Raw genomic sequence first — 19,569 nt, forward strand, 5'->3', positions numbered from 1 at the left:
CACCTGTTTGAAAAGTTGTTGTTTGAAGTCGAGTTAATTAAGTGTTTTTAGTGCTTAACTGAGTAATCAAAGAAGTGTTGTATATTGGGGTATGTGATGCTTTTTGGTATATACCAGAGAGGTAAGCAGTTTTGGGAATCAAAACGGACTAGGGATTATGGTGACGCTGAATATTTCAGATTCCGATAAAATTGACAAGTTTCGGCATCTTCAGTTAACTTTATGCGATCGCTGGCCAACTATTGAACTATTTGACAATAGTGAGGCGGATATTTTAATTATTCCCTCCTTGAGCATCGACCAGCATGAACTGCATAAAGTAGAAGGCTGTGAGCATTATGAAGAAAGATTACTATTTTATTTGATGCGGTTGCGGAATCCTCGCACGAGACTAATTTATGTCACCTCCATGCCATTACATCCTAGTATTATTGATTACTATTTACAATTATTACCAGGAATCCCATTTTCCCACGCCCGCAATCGCCTGTTACTACTTTCGACCTATGATGCTTCCCTGAGACCTCTAAGCGCCAAAATTTTAGAACGTCCCCGGTTGCTAGAGCGGATTCGCCAAGCATTAAGGCTAGAAAAATCCTTTATGACCTGCTACAACTCCACATTTTTAGAGGCGGAATTATCTTTAAAATTAAATGTACCATTATATGCAGTTGCCCCAACCCTACAGATGTGGGGGACAAAAAGCGGTAGTAGACAGATATTTGCAGAAAGTGGAGTACCATTACCAGATGGTAGCCCAAAGGTACAGAATCACCAAGATTTAGCAGCAGCTGCTTGTGATTTATGGGAACGTCAACCCAAATTACAACGAATAGTCATCAAACTTAATGAAGGAATTTCTGGAGAGGGAAACGCCCTCCTAGATTTGCGCCCCATCATGGATGTAGCACCCCCAAAAGTTCCTCGCAGCCAAACAATAGCGACAATTAGCGATCGCTTCCCCAGTATGCGCTTTCAGTCCGCACAAGAAAACTGGAGGAATTTTTCCAACCGCATTCAAGAATTAGGGGCGATCTCAGAAGCATTTATAGAAGGAGAAATTAAGCGATCGCCCAGTGTTCAAGGACGCATCACACCTAGTGGAGAAGTAGAAATTGTTTCCACCCATGACCAAATCCTAGGCGGTCCAGACGGACAGATTTATCTTGGTTGTAAATTTCCCGCTGATTCTAGCTATCGGTTGCAATTACAGCAATTTGGTTTAAAAATAGGCAAAAAACTGGCAGAAAAAGGCGCATTAGAAAGATTTGGCGTAGATTTCATCACCGTTGACCAGGGAAATGGCGACTGGGAGATTCAGGCCATTGAAATCAACTTACGTAAGGGTGGTACAACTCACCCCTTCATGACACTGAAATTGTTAACCAACGGACGCTACGACCTAGCTACAGGGTTATTTTACAGTCAGCAAGGACGGCCTAAATACTATATAGCCACCGACAACCTGCAAAAAGACGGATATCGGGGATTATTACCCAACGATTTGATGGATATCATCGCCCATCACCGACTCCACTTTGATAGTGGTACAGAAACAGGGACAGTGTTTCATCTCATGGGGTGTCTTTCCCAGTTTGGGAAATTGGGATTAACCAGTATTGGCGATTCCCCACAACAAGCAGAAGAAATTTACAATAAAGTCGTCCATGTTCTGGATGAAGAAACCCGCCGCGACAATCCAGATATACCCCTGTTCTCAGATTACAGCTTTCCCATAACTGGGGATGGATATAACTAGGGAATCGGGAGGAATTTTGAGCACCGTGAATAAATTAGCCAGCGCCTTCCCTCATGTGCAAAGCCAGACAGTTCGGCGCTGGTATTTCCGTCAAATTTCTTTAATATCATCCATCAGCATATGACTACATAAAGGTTTCAAGCATACTTGTTACCCAATGCTCGCCAAATGCATCAGAAGTTCTTTAATGTCAGTATCATAGGTGACAAATTTGCTGTAATGACTAACTACCTCAGTGTAACTACACGGCCACAGCTGATTTGATCAACTGTCTATAATCATGCTGACCTATTACTGGTTTTACCTGTGGTCGAGGGGGAAATTTTGCTCGAATTTGGCAGTTCCATGTCATTTTTAGCTAACCAATCTTCAATAAGTTCAGCGGAAACATCAGACATATTCAATCCTTTAAAAAAGCACACTGTTTTAAACCTGTCTTTAATTTCAGGGGGAAGGTAAACCCGAATCGAAGCTTCTCCTTGTGCCACACTATACTCCAAGTAATAAACTTATTAACCAGTTTATTCGTGTAATGGTTCATCGGGGAAAAATATTAACTAGTTGACTAATGCATTAGTTAATTGGTACAGTATCATCTGTACCCCAGGAAAGACAAATAAATCTATCCACAAGATGACACACAACAATGGCTATAGAATCCAGAAAGTGTCAGCGCCACCAAATCAACATCAAAACAGCAATAGCAAGGAAATTTATTTGAATTTGCCGAAATTAGCTGCAATCAATACTTATAACCAAAAAATGCTTCATCGCTAAAACACAGACTAAAAGCCAAGAAAATCAGCAATAGTTTCATAAAAATCCGATTTTTAGCCAAAAATTTAGGATAACAAAACTTTAAAAATCATTTATTTCAAAGCTGGGAAATGCTAAAAAACTTCTGGTACGCTTGTGAATTTAGCTCTGCAATTACCAATAAACCTAAACAAGTTTTGATGTTAAACCAGAGATTTGTTCTCTATCGCAATTATCAAGGGGAAGTAGTTGTATTAAAAGATCAGTGTTCCCATAGAGGTGCAGCATTATCTCTAGGTTGGTTAGAAGACAACTGTATCCGTTGTCCCTATCATGGATGGAAATTTCAAGGCGATGGGAAATGTGTAGAAATCCCTGCTAATGAAATGGGAAGAGCAATTCCAGCGAGAGCTAATGTCAACTGCTACCCAGTACAAGAAAAATATGGTTTTGTCTGGATATTTTACGGAGATTTACCAGCGGAATCACGTCCACCTATTCCTCCATTTCCAGAATATCAAGACCCCCAAATGCATCCAATTTATTTAGAATATGAGATGCAAACTCACTACACCCGTGTCATAGAAAATGCACTTGACCCCGCCCATCTTTATGCAGTTCATGGTAATTCCTTTGGCGCAGGAATGGCACAAGATCCCACAGTGGAAGACCATATCATTAAACATGAGGATTGGGGAATAAGTACCAAAATTAGCTACAGGAACTATACCCAGCCTAGAAATGGCATATTTAAATATTTTTTCCGTCCTCAAAAGACACAATTAAATGCCACAATTAGCTTTTATCTCCCCAATATCACTAAAATTGAGAGTGACTTTGGTCGGGGTAAAATTATCAACTATGCTATTCATGTTCCCGTTGATAATCACCGGACAATTAGTAAACGAATCCAACTGCGTAATTTCTTCACCTATGCTTGGGCGGATAGATTATTCATCAAGTTTCATCATCAAGTTGGCTTAGAAGATAAAATAGTCACAGAGTCACAAATTCCCCAATTAATACCTGATAATTTAACAAATGAAGTTCATGTTGCTGCTGATGCTATGAACCTAGCTTATCGCCAGATCAGACAAAAATATTTAGCTATGGGATGGGGTTTAAATGATCATCAAAATCAAAGAGAATATACTCATAGCTCATTGATGAACTAGATTTTGTCTATTGGCAACCGAGAGGCTAAGAATTATGAAAAAATAACCCCAATTACGCCAATTCAACAAATAAAAAGGAAGTCAAGGCGGTCATGTTGAAAAACTTTTGGTATGCTTGTGAATTTAGCTCGGCAATTACCAACAAACCAAAGCAAGTTTTGATGTGGAATCAGAGATTTGTTCTTTATCGCAACTCTCAAGGAGAAATAGTAGCTTTAAATGACCACTGTCCCCATCGCGGTGCTGCTTTTTCTCTAGGTTGGATTGACAAAGATTGTCTGCGGTGTCCCTATCATGGCTGGAAGTTTCAAGCTGATGGTGAATGTATTGAAATTCCCTCTAATGCACCTGGTACACCTATACCTAAAAAAGCTCGTGTTGCTCAGTATCCAGCACAGGAGAAATATGGTTTTGTCTGGATATTTTATGGTGATTTACCAGCAGCACAACGCCCTCCTTTACCGACTTTTCCAGAATACATGGTATCGACTATGCGCCCTGTATATCAGGATAGTATAGATAATGCCAACTATGCTCGCCTCATGGAAGCTAATCTTGATTTTACCCATGTAATCGCCGTCCATAAAAAATCTTTCGGACAGAGAATACCCATCAATACAACTATTAACTATCAAGTTGATAAATATGATTGGGGTGCTGAGGCTCAGGTTAACTATGAATCTTTAAGTAACTCCAAAAGTTTCTTAAACTTTTTACTGGGTGGACGACCAGAACTGAAAACAAAATTGACTTTATATCTGCCTAATGTTACTCTGGCAGAGATCAATGTGGGGCGCGGTAGTAGGTTTGATATTAAGTTTGGGATTTTAGTGGCTCACCTCCCTATTGATGACCATAAAACTCGTGTTAAACGCGTGTTATATCGCAATGTTTTACCGTTCCCTTGGCTTGATGGATTTTTTAGAAAACTTGACCACAAATTAGCACAAGAAGATACAGTAGTGGTTTCAAGTTTAAATTCTCAAGGAATGCCAAAAATATCCGCAGAAGTTCATGTAGCCGCTGATGCTTTAGATATTACTTTTCGGCAGTTTTTACAAAAGTTTCAGGCTGAATTTGATGGTTTTACTGAGGATAAAAACTAAAAGATAGGTTTTATTTTGGGTGCTGAGTTGAGATGGGGTTGAGTTTTGTAGGGCTCATGATTTTTGCAGATCAATGCAAGTAGATAGATAGAAGTATTGGACTAATACTGGAGAGATAACTATGAACCATGTACTGGAAAAATCACTGAAGAAACTAGGAATGCGTGGAGTGATTGATCAGTTTTTCCGGCGGATGTTTGATGAGACTTGTCACGCGCTGGAGACTTTGGATGGTAAGAGGATGTCTCAACATTCATGGAATCGTGACGAGGAGGGAATCTGGAAGCTGGGCGAAAGTAGTCCAGATGCTATCTATATTGACCGGCTTCTCCACAATGGTAATGTGTTGGAAAAGGTAGGAGTCAATTATGTAGCCATAGAAGGTGAGTTACCTCCAGGAATGTCTTTTCAGCAGTCCGGTGCTCTGGCTACAGATATAGCTGATAAAATCACCCGCAGCAAGGCTAACCGCTATTTCGCTACAGGTTCTAGTTTTGTCATCCATCCCCATAACCCCATGGCTCCCACTGCTCATGCTAACTACCGCTATTTTGAGATTTGTCAGGGTGACCAACCAGTTTATTGGTGGTTGGGTGGTGGTGCTGATTTAACACCAGCATATCTGTTTGAGGAAGATGCAGTTCATTTTCATCGGGTGCATAAACAGGTTTGTGATCAGTATGATCCTTCTTATTATCCCCGGTTTAAACGGTTATGTGATGAATATTTCCACATACAACATCGCGGTGAACATCGTGGTATTGGGGGAATTTTCTTTGACCATTTAAATAATCAAGATCCGCAAAAACTGTTTGATTTTGTGACTGATTGTGCTAATGCTTTTATCCCTGCTTATATCCCGATTTTGGAAAGGCGTAAAGATATGTCTTTTACAAGGCTAAATAAGTATTGGCAACATCTGGTGCGTGGGCGCTATGTAGAGTTTATCTTATCGTGCGATCGCGGTGTACGTTTTGGTTTAGCTAGTGGTATGGTCAACCAACAAAGTGTTTTTAACTGTATGCCTCCTGTTGCTAGTTGGGAATATGATGATCAACCTATTCCTGGTACTAAAGAAGCTATTTTAAAAGAAGTCTTGAAAAATCCTCGAGAGTGGTTATAAATCGGTTTTTATGGCTCCTGCCATGATCAAACACCATTTAAGATCAAACCAACATCTAGCCACTACAGCTAATGACAAAAGAATTCACTTTTAACAAAACCAGAAAAAATACATCTTTGGCCAGTGACCTAGAAATAGATATGGCATTATCATGTCTGAATGCTTGTAAATATGGACTATTGTGGATAATTATCCTTTGCGTGTATTCCAGTATATAAATAATTTATTCAATCAGAAATGACCATGGAAAAGGAACTAGTTACAGGTAATCTCCGCATGGAAGATATCATCAACATAGATGAATCGAAAGCCATGAATTTGTTTCGCAAGAGATTACAAAGATACAAAAGTCTGGTAGCAGAAAAAGGAGATGCTGTAGCTTTTGAAGAAATGATGGCAAAATATCCTGAACAACAAAAAGCATTGATGGGTACTTTCATTGAGCATAACACCCTAGCTCAAGGTTTTACCCAAGCAGCACCCTTACTGAGATTAATGGGTTTTGTGATGGATGTGGTAGATATTTCCCAAAATGGCACAGATGCAGCATTAGAAATACAAAGAGTTTGCCCCTTTTTATCCTTGGCGCAAGAGTACGGTTTTGAGAGTCCCTGTCGTGTCTTCTGCGAGATGGAACAAGAAGCTACTAGAAGAGCTTTCCCAGAAATTAAGGCGGCAATTTTGAGTAAACAAGCAGAGGGTGACTGTGTTTGTGTATTCAAGTATGAGAGAAGTACAAATAATTTACCCCTGATGAATACAGAGGGTAAAAATACTATTCGTCGGGTGATATCTCTGATATTATTAATTCCTAGTTTGTGTGCGATCGCTTATAAAATGCTGAAGATGCGTTTATTCAAATAGTAACAATAAACATTGGTTGGGAATAAATAAGCAGTGCATAAATTACCAGAGCATCATCCAAAAATAAATATTATTTAAAATAAATGTATGAACAGTATAATCAGGGATTTAAAACAGATTATTGCCGGAGAAGTTACTAACAAAGAATCAGAGTTAGCAGCAGTTTCTCAAGATTTTGGCAACATTATTCAAAAACAGCCCCAAATTGTCATCCGTCCGCAAAATTCCACTGATGTTGCTCAAGCAATTAAATATGCTGCTCAACAGGGTTTAACAATTTCCTCACGGGCTGCAGGACGTTCTTTAAGTGGCCAATCTTTGAATCAAGGGGGAATCCTCTTAGATATGAGGAATCTCAATCAAATTGATGATTTCCGTGCCGATGAACTGTGGTTTCAAGGTGACCCTGGTGTGAGTTGGAAGCAGGTTATTGATACTGCTATACCTGATGGTGTAATTCCCCCTGTCTTGACCAATAACTTTGAAGTCACTTTGGCGGGAACTCTTTCGGCCGCTGGTTTAGGTTTGAGTTCTTTTCGTTATGGTTCTCAAGCTGATAATTGTTTGGCTTTGGAAGTTGTGACGGGGACTGGAGATATTATTTGGTGTACACCAGAAGAGAACAGCGAACTTTTCTATCATGTTTTGTGTGGCTATGGTCAATTTGGCATTATTACTAAAGTTAAAAATCGTCTGAGAAAATATCGCCCTTACACTCGCAGTTATTTTCTGTGCTATGACGATTTAGATAAACTCCTACATGATGCACGTGGTTTAGTCACAGAAGGTAGAATAGATGGTTTAGTCTCTTTGTTTTCACCCTGCTTGCAAGGAATGAGCAGAAAAGAAAATCAGATGAAACCATTAATTCAGTGGTTTTACAGGATGCAAATTACTGTAGAATTTGATGACATCAATCAGATAAATGATAGAGAATTACTCGGTAATTTAAATTTTTATCGTCATATCCACACTGAAGACTTGACTTTTGCCCAGTTCATCCAACCCTTAGGTCAAGTTCCTCACCCAGTAAATACTGCTAATACTTGGATCGATATACTTTTACCCGCTTATAGTGCTCAGGAATTTATCAGTATTGCTCTGGAGCGTATACCTAGTTTCTTGGATTTCCGCACTTTACCTATAGGTTCTTTTTGTCTCAATTCTCCCAACCATAAATTACCCATGTTTCCTTTACCGGATGATCAGTTAATTATCGGTTTGGGAATGTATCCAACTATTCCTAAAACTCAGGTGGAAGTTGTGTTAGAGCAGTTAAATTTACTGACGGATTTGGGTTTCCAAATGGGGGGTAAAAGATATATGGCGACTTGGGCGGAATTTGATTTACCACAATGGCGATCGCAATTTGGTGATTACTGGTTCACAGTCAATGAAATCAAAAGGAAATACGACCCCTGTGGGATTCTTAATCCTGGTTTCTTCAAGTATGAACACCCCGTCGGTGCAATTTAGGAAATATAGAATGTTGCGCAATTCTTCACCAGTGAGAAAGTCCCCCCTATTTCCCCCCTATTTCCCCTGGTTATTTGCTTTGGGTATGACTTCTGTCACAGCTATGGGGGTGGGTATCCTGTCTATAACTCGTCCGCTCAATACTCAAACCCCAGTGGTGACTACCCAAGTTAGTCAACCAGTGATTTCAAAAGTGAATGCGCTGGGAAGATTGCAACCAGCTGGTGAGGTGATGAGAATTTCCGCTCCTACTGATGTTACTGGTGCTAGTCGTGTGGCGAAACTTTTGGTGACTGAAGGTCAGCAAGTCCGCGCTGGAGATGTGATTGCTATTTTGGATAATCGCGATCGCTTACAAGCTAATCTCAAGGAAGCACAGCAACAAGTGCGAGTGATGAAATCACGCTTGATTCAGGTAAAAGCTGGCGCACAACCAAGTGAAATTTCCGCAAGACAAGCAACTGTGAGAAATCTGCAAGCACAGTTAGATGGTGAATTGCAAACCCAGCAAGCTACCATCGCTCGCTTAGAAGCGCAGCTACAAAATGCACAGACAGAATGGCGCCGTTATGAAAATCTTTACAAACAAGGTGCGATCGCGATTTCCACCCTTGATACTCGCAGATTAACTGTAAAATCCGCCCAGGAAGAATTGAATGGTGCGCAGGCTAATTTAGCTAGAACCAAACGCACCCTCACCGCCCAAATTGAAGAAGCTAAGGCTATTTTAGCCCAAACAGCAGAGATACGTCCTACAGATGTGGCTATAGCACAAACAGAAGTAGATCGGGCGATCGCAACTGTGGAAAAAATGCAAGTAGAACTGGATTCAGCATATATTCGCGCCCCACAAGCAGGTCAAATTCTCCAGATTCAAGCTCGTCCCGGTGAAACCATCCCTGAAGGGGGAATTGTCGAACTTGGTCAAACTAATCAAATGTATGCGATCGCAGAGATCTATGAAAGTGATATTAGTAAAATTCGCGCTGGTCAAATTGCGACTATTACTAGTCCCAATAATGCTTTTGAGGGTGAGTTAAAGGGAACAGTCGATAGTATTGGCTTCCAAGTGGCGAAGAAAGATGTGTTAGACAGTGACCCCACAGCAGCTACGGATGCAAGGGTGATTGAGGCTAAAATTCGTTTAGATATAGCATCTAGTCAGCAGGTGGCTAATTTGACTAATCTTCAGGTAAATGTAGAAATAGTTACCAGCCAAGATGTGAGTAAGTCAAGTAGGTGAAAGTCATAAACATACCAGGGTCTTGATCTAGTTTTTTATGTTTTTTTATCCTTTTTCTCCTTAAATATTTATGTTTAAACCTAGAATACCTTTGGCTTGGCGACAATTAATGAAGCAAAAAGGCAGGTTTTTAGTCGCTATTTGTGGTATTACTTTCGCTGATTTTTTGATGTTGATGCAGTTGGGCTTTCAGTCGGCTTTATATGATAGTAATACCAGATTTCATCAAGTTTTACAAGCCGATTTAGTCTTGGTGAGTTCCCAGGGGCAAAATTTAGGACTTCTGAGTAGTTTTCCTCGTCGGCGTTTGTTTCAAGCTGCGAATTTGTCCGAGGTTGAGTCAGTTAATCCTGTCTATGCTCGTTTAGGTGTGTGGAAGAGTCCCCAAACTAAATTAGATGAGTCAATTTTAGTAATTGGTTTTAATCCAGAAAAACCAGCTTTTAATTTACCGCAAGTCAATCAAAGATTGGAACAGATTAAATATCCTTATACTTTCTTATTTGATCGCAATTCTAGCGGACAATATGAACAAGCGATCGCCCAAATATCTCAAGGTCAACCTGTAATCACAGAATTGCAAGGGCGTAGGGTGCAAATTCAGGGTTTGTATGAAGTGGGCGCTTCTTTTGTGGCCAATGGTAGTGTAATCACTAGTGACCAAAACTACTTGCGGATTTTTTCCGAACAGAAACCAGGTCAAGTTAACTTAGGTTTAATTAACCTCAAACCTGGTAGCAATCCTGATTTAGTCGCCAAAGCCTTAGAGTCTTATCTGAGTGATGATGTCCGAGTTTTCACTCGCCAACAATTTATTGATTTTGAAAAGCAATACTGGCGAGAAAATGGGGCCATTGGTTTTATTTTTTCCTTGGGTGTCACCATTGGCTTTTTAGTGGGTGTGATTATTGTTTATCAAATTATTTATAGTGATGTTATGGATCACTTGCCGGAATATGCTACACTTAAGGCTATAGGTTATCGCAATATATACTTAGTATTTACTGTCCTGCAAGAAACATTAATATTAGCTATATGCGGTTTTATCCCCGGTGGTTTAGTATCTTTTTTTATGTATAATTTTACCCGTAATATTACTAAATTACCATTATTTATCACCCCTGAGCGACTCATTTTTGTACTGTTATTAACAGTGATCATGTGTTTAATATCCGGTGCGATCGCTATAAATAAATTAAACTTAGCAGATCCTGCAGATGTTTTTTAAACAAATTTAAACCAATTTAAACAAAAATGTATCTATAATTTTACAACTATTCAACCGCTATTGGCATACCATCTTGGAGATTCAGAACCCCTGAAGTCACAATTTTCTCTTCTGGTTGTAATCCTGACAAAACCTGGTAATGATCATCTTTAATATTGCCTAACTTCACCCGTCTTTGTCTGGCCATGAGTTGAGATATCCCTTGTGGTGATTCCTCTGTTGTGATCACATAGACAAAAGTTTCTCCACTTACACGGAACACTGCTTTAGTAGGGATTAATACCCCAGGTCGCTGATGCCAAATCACTCTAGCCTGCACTAATTGATCAGGTAGTAACTGACCTTGGGAATTATTAAAAAGTGCTTTAACCAAAACTTCTTGCTGGTCATTTTTAGCATCAGGAGTAATTGCAGATATTGTACTACTACTGATGACTTCACCTTGTGGATTCAAAACTTCCACAGCCATTCCCCGACGTAATTGGGTACTTTGTTCCACCGGAACCAAAATATGCAGTTCTAAGGGTTGATTCTGGGAAACAGTAACTAGTGGTGTGGAAGTATTGACTAAATCACCTACCCTCACAGAAATATTACCAACTGTGCCGCTAAAAGGTGCCGTAATTGTATAACTCTGGGGGTAGAGTTGTTGGCTGCGAATTTCCGACTGAGCTTGTTGCAAGGTTTTTTCAGCTTGTGAGATAGTCAGTTGCTCCCCTTGAATCTGAGCATTAATCGCCCCAAGATCAGCCTTAGTTGTAGCCACCCGATTAGCATACTGATTTTGCTGACGTTGAGATATAGCTCCCTGGGTTGCTAGGTAAGCATACTTTTGATAGTCCTGTTCCTGCAATTGCAAATCAGCAACTTGAGATTGGCGTACTGCTTCGAGAGACTCAAGTCTAGCACGGGCATTTTCCCTCTGTAACACAGCAGCTTGATAAGTAGCATTAAGCTCAATTTTTGCTGGTCTAGAATCTACTTGGATAATTGCCGTTCTGGCTGTAACTTGATCCCCTGGTTTGAGAAATATTTGGGTAACTTGTCCGGGAATTTTCGACTTGATCTCTACCGAACGCCCAGCCTTTAAGCTAGCAACAAAATTTAAACTTTCATCGACTATACCAGGCTGTGGTGTTAACACTTTGACTCTCACCCCTGGAGTTTTAATATTATTAGTAGGTACTCCTTCATAGGTAGGAGTCAACACACGCCAAAATATAGCGCTACCACCTGTAAGAATTAGTATACAAGCTAACAATAATTGCTGCCATCTTCCTTGTAGCAACCGTGGCTGATCTGAGTTTGGTGAATGATTATCTCCAAAATTATTTGGCGGCTCAGGCAATGTCATGGCTAACCTAAATATAAATAAGTCAATAGTAAATCATGATTCCCATATTTTGCCATCATCACTATTTTATATATCTCAATATAATTTGGAATCAATTATCTCTAAATCTATCAAAATATAGTGGGAGCGTGAGAACCCATGCGCTTTAGCGAGGAGATGAAAAGCGACTCAACAGGATTTACCCTGTCGTATCCTGACTACAAAAAACTTATTGACAAGGCATTTCTGATTAGTTAGGATAAAAAAGCATCCACAAATATGGTGAAAAACCCAAAAGATGTTTTCCTTAAGTAGCCACACAGCTAGATTTATTTTTAGCCGAGGTGGGTAGGGCATTTTGACTGTGCCACAACGATATTATTTATTCAAATTTTTAAATAAATAATATCGTAAACTTTGCGTAGCGTGTCTTCAGACCGCGTAGCAACATCAGTTTAGAATCCCCTGTGATTCTATCCAGGGGAGAAGTCAACCCAGGTTCAATAATTAACAAGATGAGCAAGCCCTCCCCTAGTTCAGGAGAGGGTGGGGCTGAGGGTTGATAAATCCTAGAAAAAACAGATTAATACAACCGAATATTAGTCATATTCCCTGTATATCTGTTATGGCGAATTACGAATTATAAATTACTCATCCCCTTAGCAAATAGCCCAGAAATCAAAGGTAAGATATCCCGGCGTTTGGCGTTAGCTTTACCATCAGTAAATACAACTAAGATGTAGGGACGCTGTTCTGATAACTCAATATAAGCTGCGTCATGACGAACTTGACTTGTCCAACCGGCTTTTGACCAAATTTGAGCATTTTGGGGAAGTCCACCCCCCAAAAAACCTGTTACCTGATCCTCTTCCACATCGGTGGGTAAATCATTGGGGTTAAGACTACGTTTGAGCAAATTCATCATGGCTTGCGATCGCTTGCTAGACACTGCCACCCCGCCCACAATACTATGAATTAACTTAGCCGTAGCATTAGTTGTCAGCATATTGCGATTATCAAGCATTTCCCCATAAAATGCTCGTTCCCTACCATAGGGTCCATCACCCCAAGTTTTTTGACAGACGTTAATTGTCTGCAACTCTTCCCAACCCAAAGACTGGTAATAGCGGTTAATAATATGACGTTGATATTTCCAAGTTTCAAAGGGTGCAGTTGGTAATTCTGGTCCGGAAGTAGTGCCACTGAGGATATCTACAATTAAGCTGGTAGCATCATTGCTAGAGTCCACAATCATATCACTTAAGGCCCGTTCCAACTCCTGACAAGGTGGGGTCATACCTTTTTCCAGCCATTCGTGGACAGCGACTAAATAAAACAATTTGACCACGCTAGCGGGATAAATCCGCTCAACCCCCCTATAAGTAAAACCACGGGGTATATGGCTCCAAAAAGCATCAGGAGTCAAAGCCCCACCAGTATTTACAGGTACTGGAGGATCATAAACAATCCAAGTCACAGCCACTTGGTTGCGGGCTAAACTGGGAAATGTTGCCCAAGTTGCCTCTAAAATATCATTACCAAGATTTTCAAGTTGTTCGTCTTTTCTAAAGAAAATCATTGCAGAATGCTCTCTAATCCAGAATCCCCAATCCTCAACTTGACATCGGCTCAAGAATACCACTGTACCGCTAACTTGAATTTATATGATTCTCCTGAATGTACAACCCTGAGCACTCAAGCAGCTACAGGGCGACATTTGCGGATCACATTAGATCATCAGTTATCAGCATTTGAGGTGTATTTATGTGAAGATGACTATCGAGGGTGGGTATCTTTTGCCGACTTGGATATATTACAACCTGCTACCACACTTTATCAGGCCAAATCATTTTCTCAGTCTGAGATCACAAAATTACTCCCTGATGTGATTAACTTTACCCATAAAGCCATGGAACAGTCCAATTATTATCTGTGGGGTGGTACAGTCAGTCCCAATTACGACTGTTCGGGGTTAATGCAGGCGGCGTTTTCATCGGTAGGGATTTGGTTACCCAGAGATGCTTATCAACAGGAAGCTTTTACCCATAAAATTAATGTAGCTGCATTACAACCAGGGGATTTAGTTTTTTTTGGCACTGTGGAAAAAGCTACTCATGTGGGGCTATATTTAGGCGATAATTCTTACCTTCATAGTTCGGGAAAAAACCAGGGACGTAATGGTATTGGCATTGATATTCTCTCGGAACAGGGAGATAGGGTAAGTCAGTCATATTATCACCAGCTGCGGGGAGCAGGTCGGGTGATTGAGAGTTATCAACCATACAGAAACTAAGGATGCTAATATGAGGAGTGGGTTAATTTCCCAAGGTTTAAATCAGGAAAATGGTTCAAGTGGGGTAGTTGTACCCGATGTTTCGGTAGTAGTACCAGTGCGGGATGAGGTGGAAAGTTTACCACTTTTGCTCGAAGCGATCGCTACTAGTGTCAGCGCCAGTAATTTCAGTTATGAAATCATTTGCGTGGATGATGGTTCTACAGACGGATCGGCGGAATTTCTCAAGTCACAAGCCCAGACACGTAGTGATTTAAAGTCTGTCCTATTACGGCGTAATTACGGACAGAGTGCGGCAATGGCTGCTGGGTTTAATTATGCGATCGGTAAAGTGATTGTCACATTGGATGCTGATTTGCAAAATGATCCGGCGGATATCCCCTTATTATTAGCTAAATTGGCAGAAGGCTATGATTTAGTGAGTGGTTGGCGACATCAACGCCAAGATGCTCTAGTTTCCCGCCTAATTCCTTCTCAAGTTGCTAATTGGCTGATTAGCAAGGTCACAGAAGTCAAGTTACATGATTATGGTTGTTCCCTCAAGGCTTATCGGTCTGAGGTTGTAGCTGATATGAATCTCTACGGGGAACTGCACCGATTTTTACCGGCTTTGGCTTACATTGAGGGGGCGCGAATTACTGAAATTCCCGTACGTCATCATGGGCGGCGTTTTGGTCGCAGTAAGTATGGTATTTGGCGAACCTTTCGCGTCATGATGGATTTGTTGACTATTTACTTTATGAAAAAGTTTCTCACCCGTCCCATGCACGTTTTTGGTTTGCTGGGTTTAGGTTCGATAGTTACAGGTATGGTTTTGGGTATTTACTTGAGTTTTATTAAATTGGCTTTAGGGGAGTCAATTGGTAGTCGCCCTTTGTTAATTTTGGCGGTGCTGCTGTTAGTCACTGGGATGCAGTTGTTTTGCTTTGGTCTGTTGGCTGAGTTATTGATGCGTACTTACCATGAATCCCAAGGTCGTCCCATCTATCGGGTGCGAGAAGTAGTAGCTAAAAATGTTAAGTAACGTAACAATATGAGAAACACTCTGGAACTAAACTGACATTTATTTTGAAAGCTATTCAGACATTAGACAGCCAACTCAGACGTAACCTGCTGATTTTGTTTACCGCAGGTTTATTATTCTGGTCTAGCATTGCCTCATTATTACCCACTCTACCCCTATATATCGAAGATATTGGCGCTACCAGTCAAGAGATTGGCATTGTTATGGGTAGTTTTGCCATCGGGATGCTACTATTTCGGCCTTGGTGTAGCAGTTTAGCAGACCGTCGGGGTCGTAAGATTGTCTTGCTGATTGGGATGTCAGCAGTGGCTATTGCACCTCTGGGTTATGTGTTAGCAAAGTCAATTATCCCATTAATGGTGTTACGCGCCTTTCACGGTATCAGCATTGCCGCTTTTGGTACTGCTTATGTAGCATTGGTGGGAGATTTAGCCCCTCCTGAAAATCGCGGTGAGGTAATTGGCTACATGAGTTTAGTCAATCCCCTGGGTGTGGCTATTGGGCCAGCTATGGGGGGATATTTACAAGCTGCTGCTGGTTATACTCCCTTATTTCTGTTGTCCGCGGCTTTGGGTTTTGCGGGAATGTTATGTATTGTCCCCCTGGTGAATCCATCTGTTGCTCACCAGCTCGACAATAACCCTGAAAATAATCTATTCTGGCGATTATTATGGGCTCCTCGTGTGCGTGTTCCGGCAATAGTCATGCTGTTGATTGGCATTGTTTTAGGAACTTTACATACTTTTGTGCCTTTATTTATCAAATCCACTAATGTAGATTTGAACCCAGGACTATTTTACACAGTAGCGGCGATCGCCAGTTTTAATGTCAGGCTATTTATTGGCCGCGCTTCTGATAAATATGGACGGGGTTTATTTATCACCCTGAGCTTAATTGCCTTCACCTTAGCTATGGTTGGTATATGGAAAGCTAACAGCGCCCCTATTTTCTTACTCTCAGCATTTGTCCAAGGTGCTGCTTCGGGAACTGTAATTCCCATGATGGCGGCGATGATGACAGACCGCGCCCAACCCCACGAACGCGGGCGGATATTTGGGGTCTCTTTAGTAGGATTAGATATTGGTATTGGCGTCGCTGGTCCTGTTCTCGGTGCGATTGCTGAACAAGTAGGTTACCGCCAGATGTTTGGTTATGGTGCTGCTTTGACCTTTCTAGCCATGATTATATTTCTCACCCAGTCCAGTCATAACCTGAATGATTCCCTGCGCTTCGCTTTGGGGCGTGGTCAAGATAGTTATGCCTTAGATAGATAATGGCAGGTAAAGAAAAAGGCAAAAGTGATTTTTAAAAGTAAAAATCACTTTTGCCCTTCTCAACGGGCGAGGAGGGATTCGAACCCCCGACACCGTGGTCCGTAGCCACGTGCTCTAGTCCACTGAGCTACACGCCCTTACAAGAATTTCATCGTAACACTACTATCAAAATAATGCAAGGCCTTTTTTTTGATTTTGCCACCCTCATACAGTTTGGTGATCAGTCGATGTGTCTGCTAAAGTTGAGTAAGTACATGGCTCACGTCTCAAATAAATCTTTATGCCTCCTCGTTGGCCTCGCAAACCCGACCGCAAAGACCCAGATTTCCGCAAGTTAGATGACCGGATGAATTTTGCTCTCCATGTAGCAGTAACTACGGCTGTTAATTCCGGTTTATGGTTTGTCCACAACTTAAAATCAGCTACCTGGGAATGGCTACCCTGGTTAACCGCAGGTTGGATATTAGTATTGTTGGTGCATCTGATTTATATTACTGCGATCGCCAACTATAGCGAAACTCCACCCAAATCTACCTGAAGATTGATTATTGCGGCTAGGGGATTGTAACCTGTGGTGGTAGATCCCAATACATAATTGTGCGATCATGAGAGAAACCCTGACATTTAACGCTCTTTGTTGATATAAGGTGATTTTTATGGCTACAACCAACACCGCTGAAATACTGGAAGCCCTAGCTGCTGAAATTGGCGAAGCGGTCTATATAGATATTGCTAAATGGCATCTTTATTTATCTGATGCCAAACTACATACTGTAGTTGCTCAACAGATGTATCCCTTAATTACTTCCCAGACTGTCAATGAAGACAGAGTTATGGCGGTATTAACATCTATCCCGGTCAAAATTGGCGGTGGGAGGAAAGAATTACCTTTAAATGATCTCCTCCCACTACAATGTCAAGTCAACTTGGTAGATATTTTAGAGAAATATCAACGCCAGATTTAAGTTCTGCTCAGTTGAGGTGAGGCGGTATATCTTCCCCAACAAAAGGATGAGGGGTATTTTCCATTCTACCTTCAAATTTATTGAGGTGATGAATATGTTTTTACAACTCAAAGATTCAGGTGATCTTATTAAAGTCCTTGATTTTCAGGAATTAATTGATCCTAATAGCCGGGTCATCCGCGCCCAAGACCAATTAGGTCAAGAAGAACAAGAACCGGAAACCTATCAAAAACAGAATCTTGTATTTCCCTCTGGTGAAAGCCTACCGCTTTGTTGGGTTGATCCCAATTATCGACATCCTCAACTTTGCACCTCTGCTCACTAACTCTAATTACTAGGAGAAACCGCTGGTTCTCCCACATCCTTAGTCTGTGAATTGGGGAAAAATGCCCTAGTGATCCAGTAGGTGACTATATGACACAATAAACCCAGCGGTCCAGCAAACAAACATAAAAGCAGAGAATGAATTGTCCAGATACCTGTTTTCTGACCCTCTAAATATATCCAACGACCCACAAATAAATCCATCACCAGGAAATGAATCCATCCTGTTGCAGCTGCTGTTTCATCAGTAAAAAATCGCGCAATATCTGCTAACTGGGGATTAGATAAAGCCGCGGCATTTTCTGGGGTAATACTATTGACAAACAGGTACAAATATGCACTAGCTAAAACTACAAAAGGTAGATATGATGCCATTACCCACCGTGTAAATTTCCAGTTAGGTAAGAAAATCATTAACGCCCAAAAGGGTAAAACGAAAATATTGGCAATGTCAAATAGTTGAGAGATATTCATACAATTAGGGGTGATTATAAAGCTACTAATTGGGATGCTATTTCCGCAGGTTTCAAATCACGACCAATGAAAACTAAACTGGTTTGTTTAGGCTCTTGGACTTTCCAGGGGCGATCGTAGAATTTGTCAAACCGCGTTCCTACACCTTGCATTACTAAGCGCATAGATTTATTTGGTACGGCGACAAAGCCTTTAATCCGATAGATTTCCTGTTGATGTGCTAGTTGTTGCAGTTGCTGTTGTAGCTTTTCCGGGTCAAAACTGCGGTCTAATACTACGTGAGTTGAGGTAATTTCTTCGTCGTGTTCGTGGTCTTCCTCCATGTCGTGATGACTGGGACGACTATCTAAATTATCTTCCACTGCGGCTTGAAATCCCAGTAAGATGGAAGCATCCACTTGACCGCGATCGCTTTCCACAATCTTCACCACTCTGGGTAACTCTTGCTTAATTAGTTCCTCAACTTCCAGCTTTGTCTCCAGATCCACTAAATCAGTTTTATTCAACACCACCAAATCTGCACAGGCCAATTGATCCTCAAATAGTTCTTGTAAGGGTGTTTCATGTTCTAGGCTATCATCTGCTTGGCGTTGAGCAGCTATAGCCTCCGGGTCGCTAGCAAATGTACCTGATGCTACCGCCGCACAGTCTACCACGGTAATTACTGCATCCACTGTAGCAGCGGCGCGAATTTCTTGCCAGCGAAAGGCTTTAACTAAAGGTTTTGGTAAAGCTAAACCAGAAGTTTCAATCAAAATACAGTCTATGCTATCTCGTCGCTTAATTAACTGCTGCATCGTGGGATAAAACTCTTCTTGCACAGTACAGCATAAGCAGCCGTTAGTTAACTCAAAGATATTACTCCCCTCTTCCCCATCTTCAGGGCAAATCTCACAGGATTTTAACAACTCACCATCAATACCCAGTTCCCCAAACTCATTGACTAACACCGCAATACGGCGACCTTGGTTGTTTTGTAGTAGGTGGCGAATTAGGCTAGTCTTACCACTGCCTAAAAAACCTGTAATCACTGTTACTGGTATTTTACCGGACATTATATACTACCTTTACTCCCTGCGCGACAAAAATTATATACTCATGATAAGCTGGAACTTAGACTAAATTTTTACATAGTTGACATAATACTTTTCG

Annotated in this window: 19 protein-coding genes and 1 tRNA gene; 14 read left to right on the top strand and 6 right to left on the bottom strand. The window is 41.0% G+C overall.

The window, feature by feature from the left end; genetic code table 11:
* The first annotated feature begins 157 nt into the window (after nucleotides 1-157).
* On the top strand, nucleotides 158-1,759 hold the full coding sequence (locus IM676_RS09330) for a peptide ligase PGM1-related protein (protein ID WP_200990146.1): 1,602 nt from the start codon (nucleotides 158-160) through the stop codon (nucleotides 1,757-1,759).
* 278 nt (nucleotides 1,760-2,037) lie between these two features.
* On the opposite strand, the gene IM676_RS09335 is transcribed toward IM676_RS09330, so the two are convergent.
* Entirely contained in the window at nucleotides 2,038-2,247 is a 210-nt protein-coding gene (locus IM676_RS09335; protein ID WP_200989919.1) for a plasmid partition protein ParG, read from the bottom strand.
* Between the two features lie 399 nt (nucleotides 2,248-2,646).
* Here IM676_RS09335 and IM676_RS09340 point away from each other — a divergent pair, with 399 nt between their 5' ends.
* From IM676_RS09340 to devC, 7 genes are all read left to right on the top strand, one after another.
* Nucleotides 2,647-3,690, top strand: coding sequence for an aromatic ring-hydroxylating dioxygenase subunit alpha (locus IM676_RS09340; RefSeq protein WP_200989920.1), 1,044 nt, complete (start codon nucleotides 2,647-2,649; stop codon nucleotides 3,688-3,690).
* 92 nt (nucleotides 3,691-3,782) lie between these two features.
* On the top strand, nucleotides 3,783-4,796 hold the full coding sequence (locus IM676_RS09345; RefSeq protein ID WP_200989921.1) for an aromatic ring-hydroxylating dioxygenase subunit alpha: 1,014 nt from the start codon (nucleotides 3,783-3,785) through the stop codon (nucleotides 4,794-4,796).
* A gap of 121 nt (nucleotides 4,797-4,917) precedes the next feature.
* Nucleotides 4,918-5,919: an oxygen-dependent coproporphyrinogen oxidase gene (gene hemF / locus IM676_RS09350; protein ID WP_200989922.1), complete on the top strand. Its 1,002-nt coding sequence runs from the start codon at nucleotides 4,918-4,920 to the stop codon at nucleotides 5,917-5,919.
* Between the two features lie 243 nt (nucleotides 5,920-6,162).
* Complete coding sequence (locus IM676_RS09355) at nucleotides 6,163-6,783, top strand: helix-turn-helix domain-containing protein (protein ID WP_225880484.1); 621 nt, start codon at nucleotides 6,163-6,165, stop codon at nucleotides 6,781-6,783.
* 87 nt (nucleotides 6,784-6,870) lie between these two features.
* Nucleotides 6,871-8,259 (top strand): FAD-binding protein, encoded by a 1,389-nt coding sequence (locus IM676_RS09360; RefSeq protein WP_200989923.1) that lies wholly within the window; start codon nucleotides 6,871-6,873, stop codon nucleotides 8,257-8,259.
* A gap of 10 nt (nucleotides 8,260-8,269) precedes the next feature.
* Nucleotides 8,270-9,502, top strand: coding sequence for an ABC exporter membrane fusion protein (locus IM676_RS09365; RefSeq protein ID WP_200989924.1), 1,233 nt, complete (start codon nucleotides 8,270-8,272; stop codon nucleotides 9,500-9,502).
* Between the two features lie 70 nt (nucleotides 9,503-9,572).
* Nucleotides 9,573-10,730 carry an ABC transporter permease DevC gene (gene devC / locus IM676_RS09370; protein WP_200989925.1) on the top strand — a complete coding sequence of 386 codons (1,158 nt, stop codon included), beginning with the start codon at nucleotides 9,573-9,575 and terminating at the stop codon, nucleotides 10,728-10,730.
* Between the two features lie 46 nt (nucleotides 10,731-10,776).
* Here devC and IM676_RS09375 read toward each other — a convergent pair whose 3' ends face one another.
* Together IM676_RS09375 and IM676_RS09380 are read right to left on the bottom strand one after the other, a co-directional pair.
* Nucleotides 10,777-12,084 (bottom strand): efflux RND transporter periplasmic adaptor subunit, encoded by a 1,308-nt coding sequence (locus IM676_RS09375; protein WP_200989926.1) that lies wholly within the window; start codon nucleotides 12,082-12,084, stop codon nucleotides 10,777-10,779.
* 619 nt (nucleotides 12,085-12,703) lie between these two features.
* Nucleotides 12,704-13,642 carry a serine hydrolase gene (locus IM676_RS09380; protein ID WP_200989927.1) on the bottom strand — a complete coding sequence of 313 codons (939 nt, stop codon included), beginning with the start codon at nucleotides 13,640-13,642 and terminating at the stop codon, nucleotides 12,704-12,706.
* 6 nt (nucleotides 13,643-13,648) lie between these two features.
* Here IM676_RS09380 and IM676_RS09385 point away from each other — a divergent pair, with 6 nt between their 5' ends.
* Genes IM676_RS09385 through IM676_RS09395 form a run of 3 tightly spaced genes read left to right on the top strand, consistent with a single transcriptional unit; the run spans nucleotide 13,649 to nucleotide 16,654 of the window.
* Nucleotides 13,649-14,356 carry a C40 family peptidase gene (locus IM676_RS09385; RefSeq protein ID WP_200989928.1) on the top strand — a complete coding sequence of 236 codons (708 nt, stop codon included), beginning with the start codon at nucleotides 13,649-13,651 and terminating at the stop codon, nucleotides 14,354-14,356.
* 10 nt (nucleotides 14,357-14,366) lie between these two features.
* Nucleotides 14,367-15,380, top strand: coding sequence for a glycosyltransferase family 2 protein (locus IM676_RS09390; protein WP_200989929.1), 1,014 nt, complete (start codon nucleotides 14,367-14,369; stop codon nucleotides 15,378-15,380).
* 44 nt (nucleotides 15,381-15,424) lie between these two features.
* Nucleotides 15,425-16,654, top strand: coding sequence for an MFS transporter (locus tag IM676_RS09395; protein ID WP_200989930.1), 1,230 nt, complete (start codon nucleotides 15,425-15,427; stop codon nucleotides 16,652-16,654).
* Nucleotides 16,655-16,717: 63 nt separating this feature from the next.
* On the opposite strand, the gene IM676_RS09400 is transcribed toward IM676_RS09395, so the two are convergent.
* A tRNA-Arg gene (locus IM676_RS09400) sits at nucleotides 16,718-16,791 on the bottom strand.
* Between the two features lie 143 nt (nucleotides 16,792-16,934).
* Between IM676_RS09400 and IM676_RS09405 the strand changes: the two genes are divergently transcribed.
* From IM676_RS09405 to IM676_RS09415, 3 genes are all read left to right on the top strand, one after another.
* Nucleotides 16,935-17,192 carry a 2TM domain-containing protein gene (locus IM676_RS09405; protein WP_200989931.1) on the top strand — a complete coding sequence of 86 codons (258 nt, stop codon included), beginning with the start codon at nucleotides 16,935-16,937 and terminating at the stop codon, nucleotides 17,190-17,192.
* Nucleotides 17,193-17,310: 118 nt separating this feature from the next.
* On the top strand, nucleotides 17,311-17,619 hold the full coding sequence (locus IM676_RS09410; RefSeq protein WP_200989932.1) for a DUF3181 family protein: 309 nt from the start codon (nucleotides 17,311-17,313) through the stop codon (nucleotides 17,617-17,619).
* Between the two features lie 94 nt (nucleotides 17,620-17,713).
* Nucleotides 17,714-17,944 (top strand): acetyltransferase, encoded by a 231-nt coding sequence (locus tag IM676_RS09415; protein ID WP_200989933.1) that lies wholly within the window; start codon nucleotides 17,714-17,716, stop codon nucleotides 17,942-17,944.
* Between the two features lie 2 nt (nucleotides 17,945-17,946).
* Here IM676_RS09415 and IM676_RS09420 read toward each other — a convergent pair whose 3' ends face one another.
* Both IM676_RS09420 and cobW read right to left on the bottom strand, forming a co-directional pair.
* Complete coding sequence (locus IM676_RS09420; protein WP_200989934.1) at nucleotides 17,947-18,417, bottom strand: ABA4-like family protein; 471 nt, start codon at nucleotides 18,415-18,417, stop codon at nucleotides 17,947-17,949.
* A gap of 14 nt (nucleotides 18,418-18,431) precedes the next feature.
* Entirely contained in the window at nucleotides 18,432-19,472 is a 1,041-nt protein-coding gene (gene cobW, locus IM676_RS09425; RefSeq protein ID WP_200989935.1) for a cobalamin biosynthesis protein CobW, read from the bottom strand.
* Nucleotides 19,473-19,569: the final 97 nt, after the last annotated feature.

Origin of the sequence: Anabaenopsis elenkinii CCIBt3563 (genome assembly GCF_015245355.1) — a bacterium.
Taxonomy (GTDB): Bacteria; Cyanobacteriota; Cyanobacteriia; order Cyanobacteriales; family Nostocaceae; genus Anabaenopsis; species Anabaenopsis elenkinii.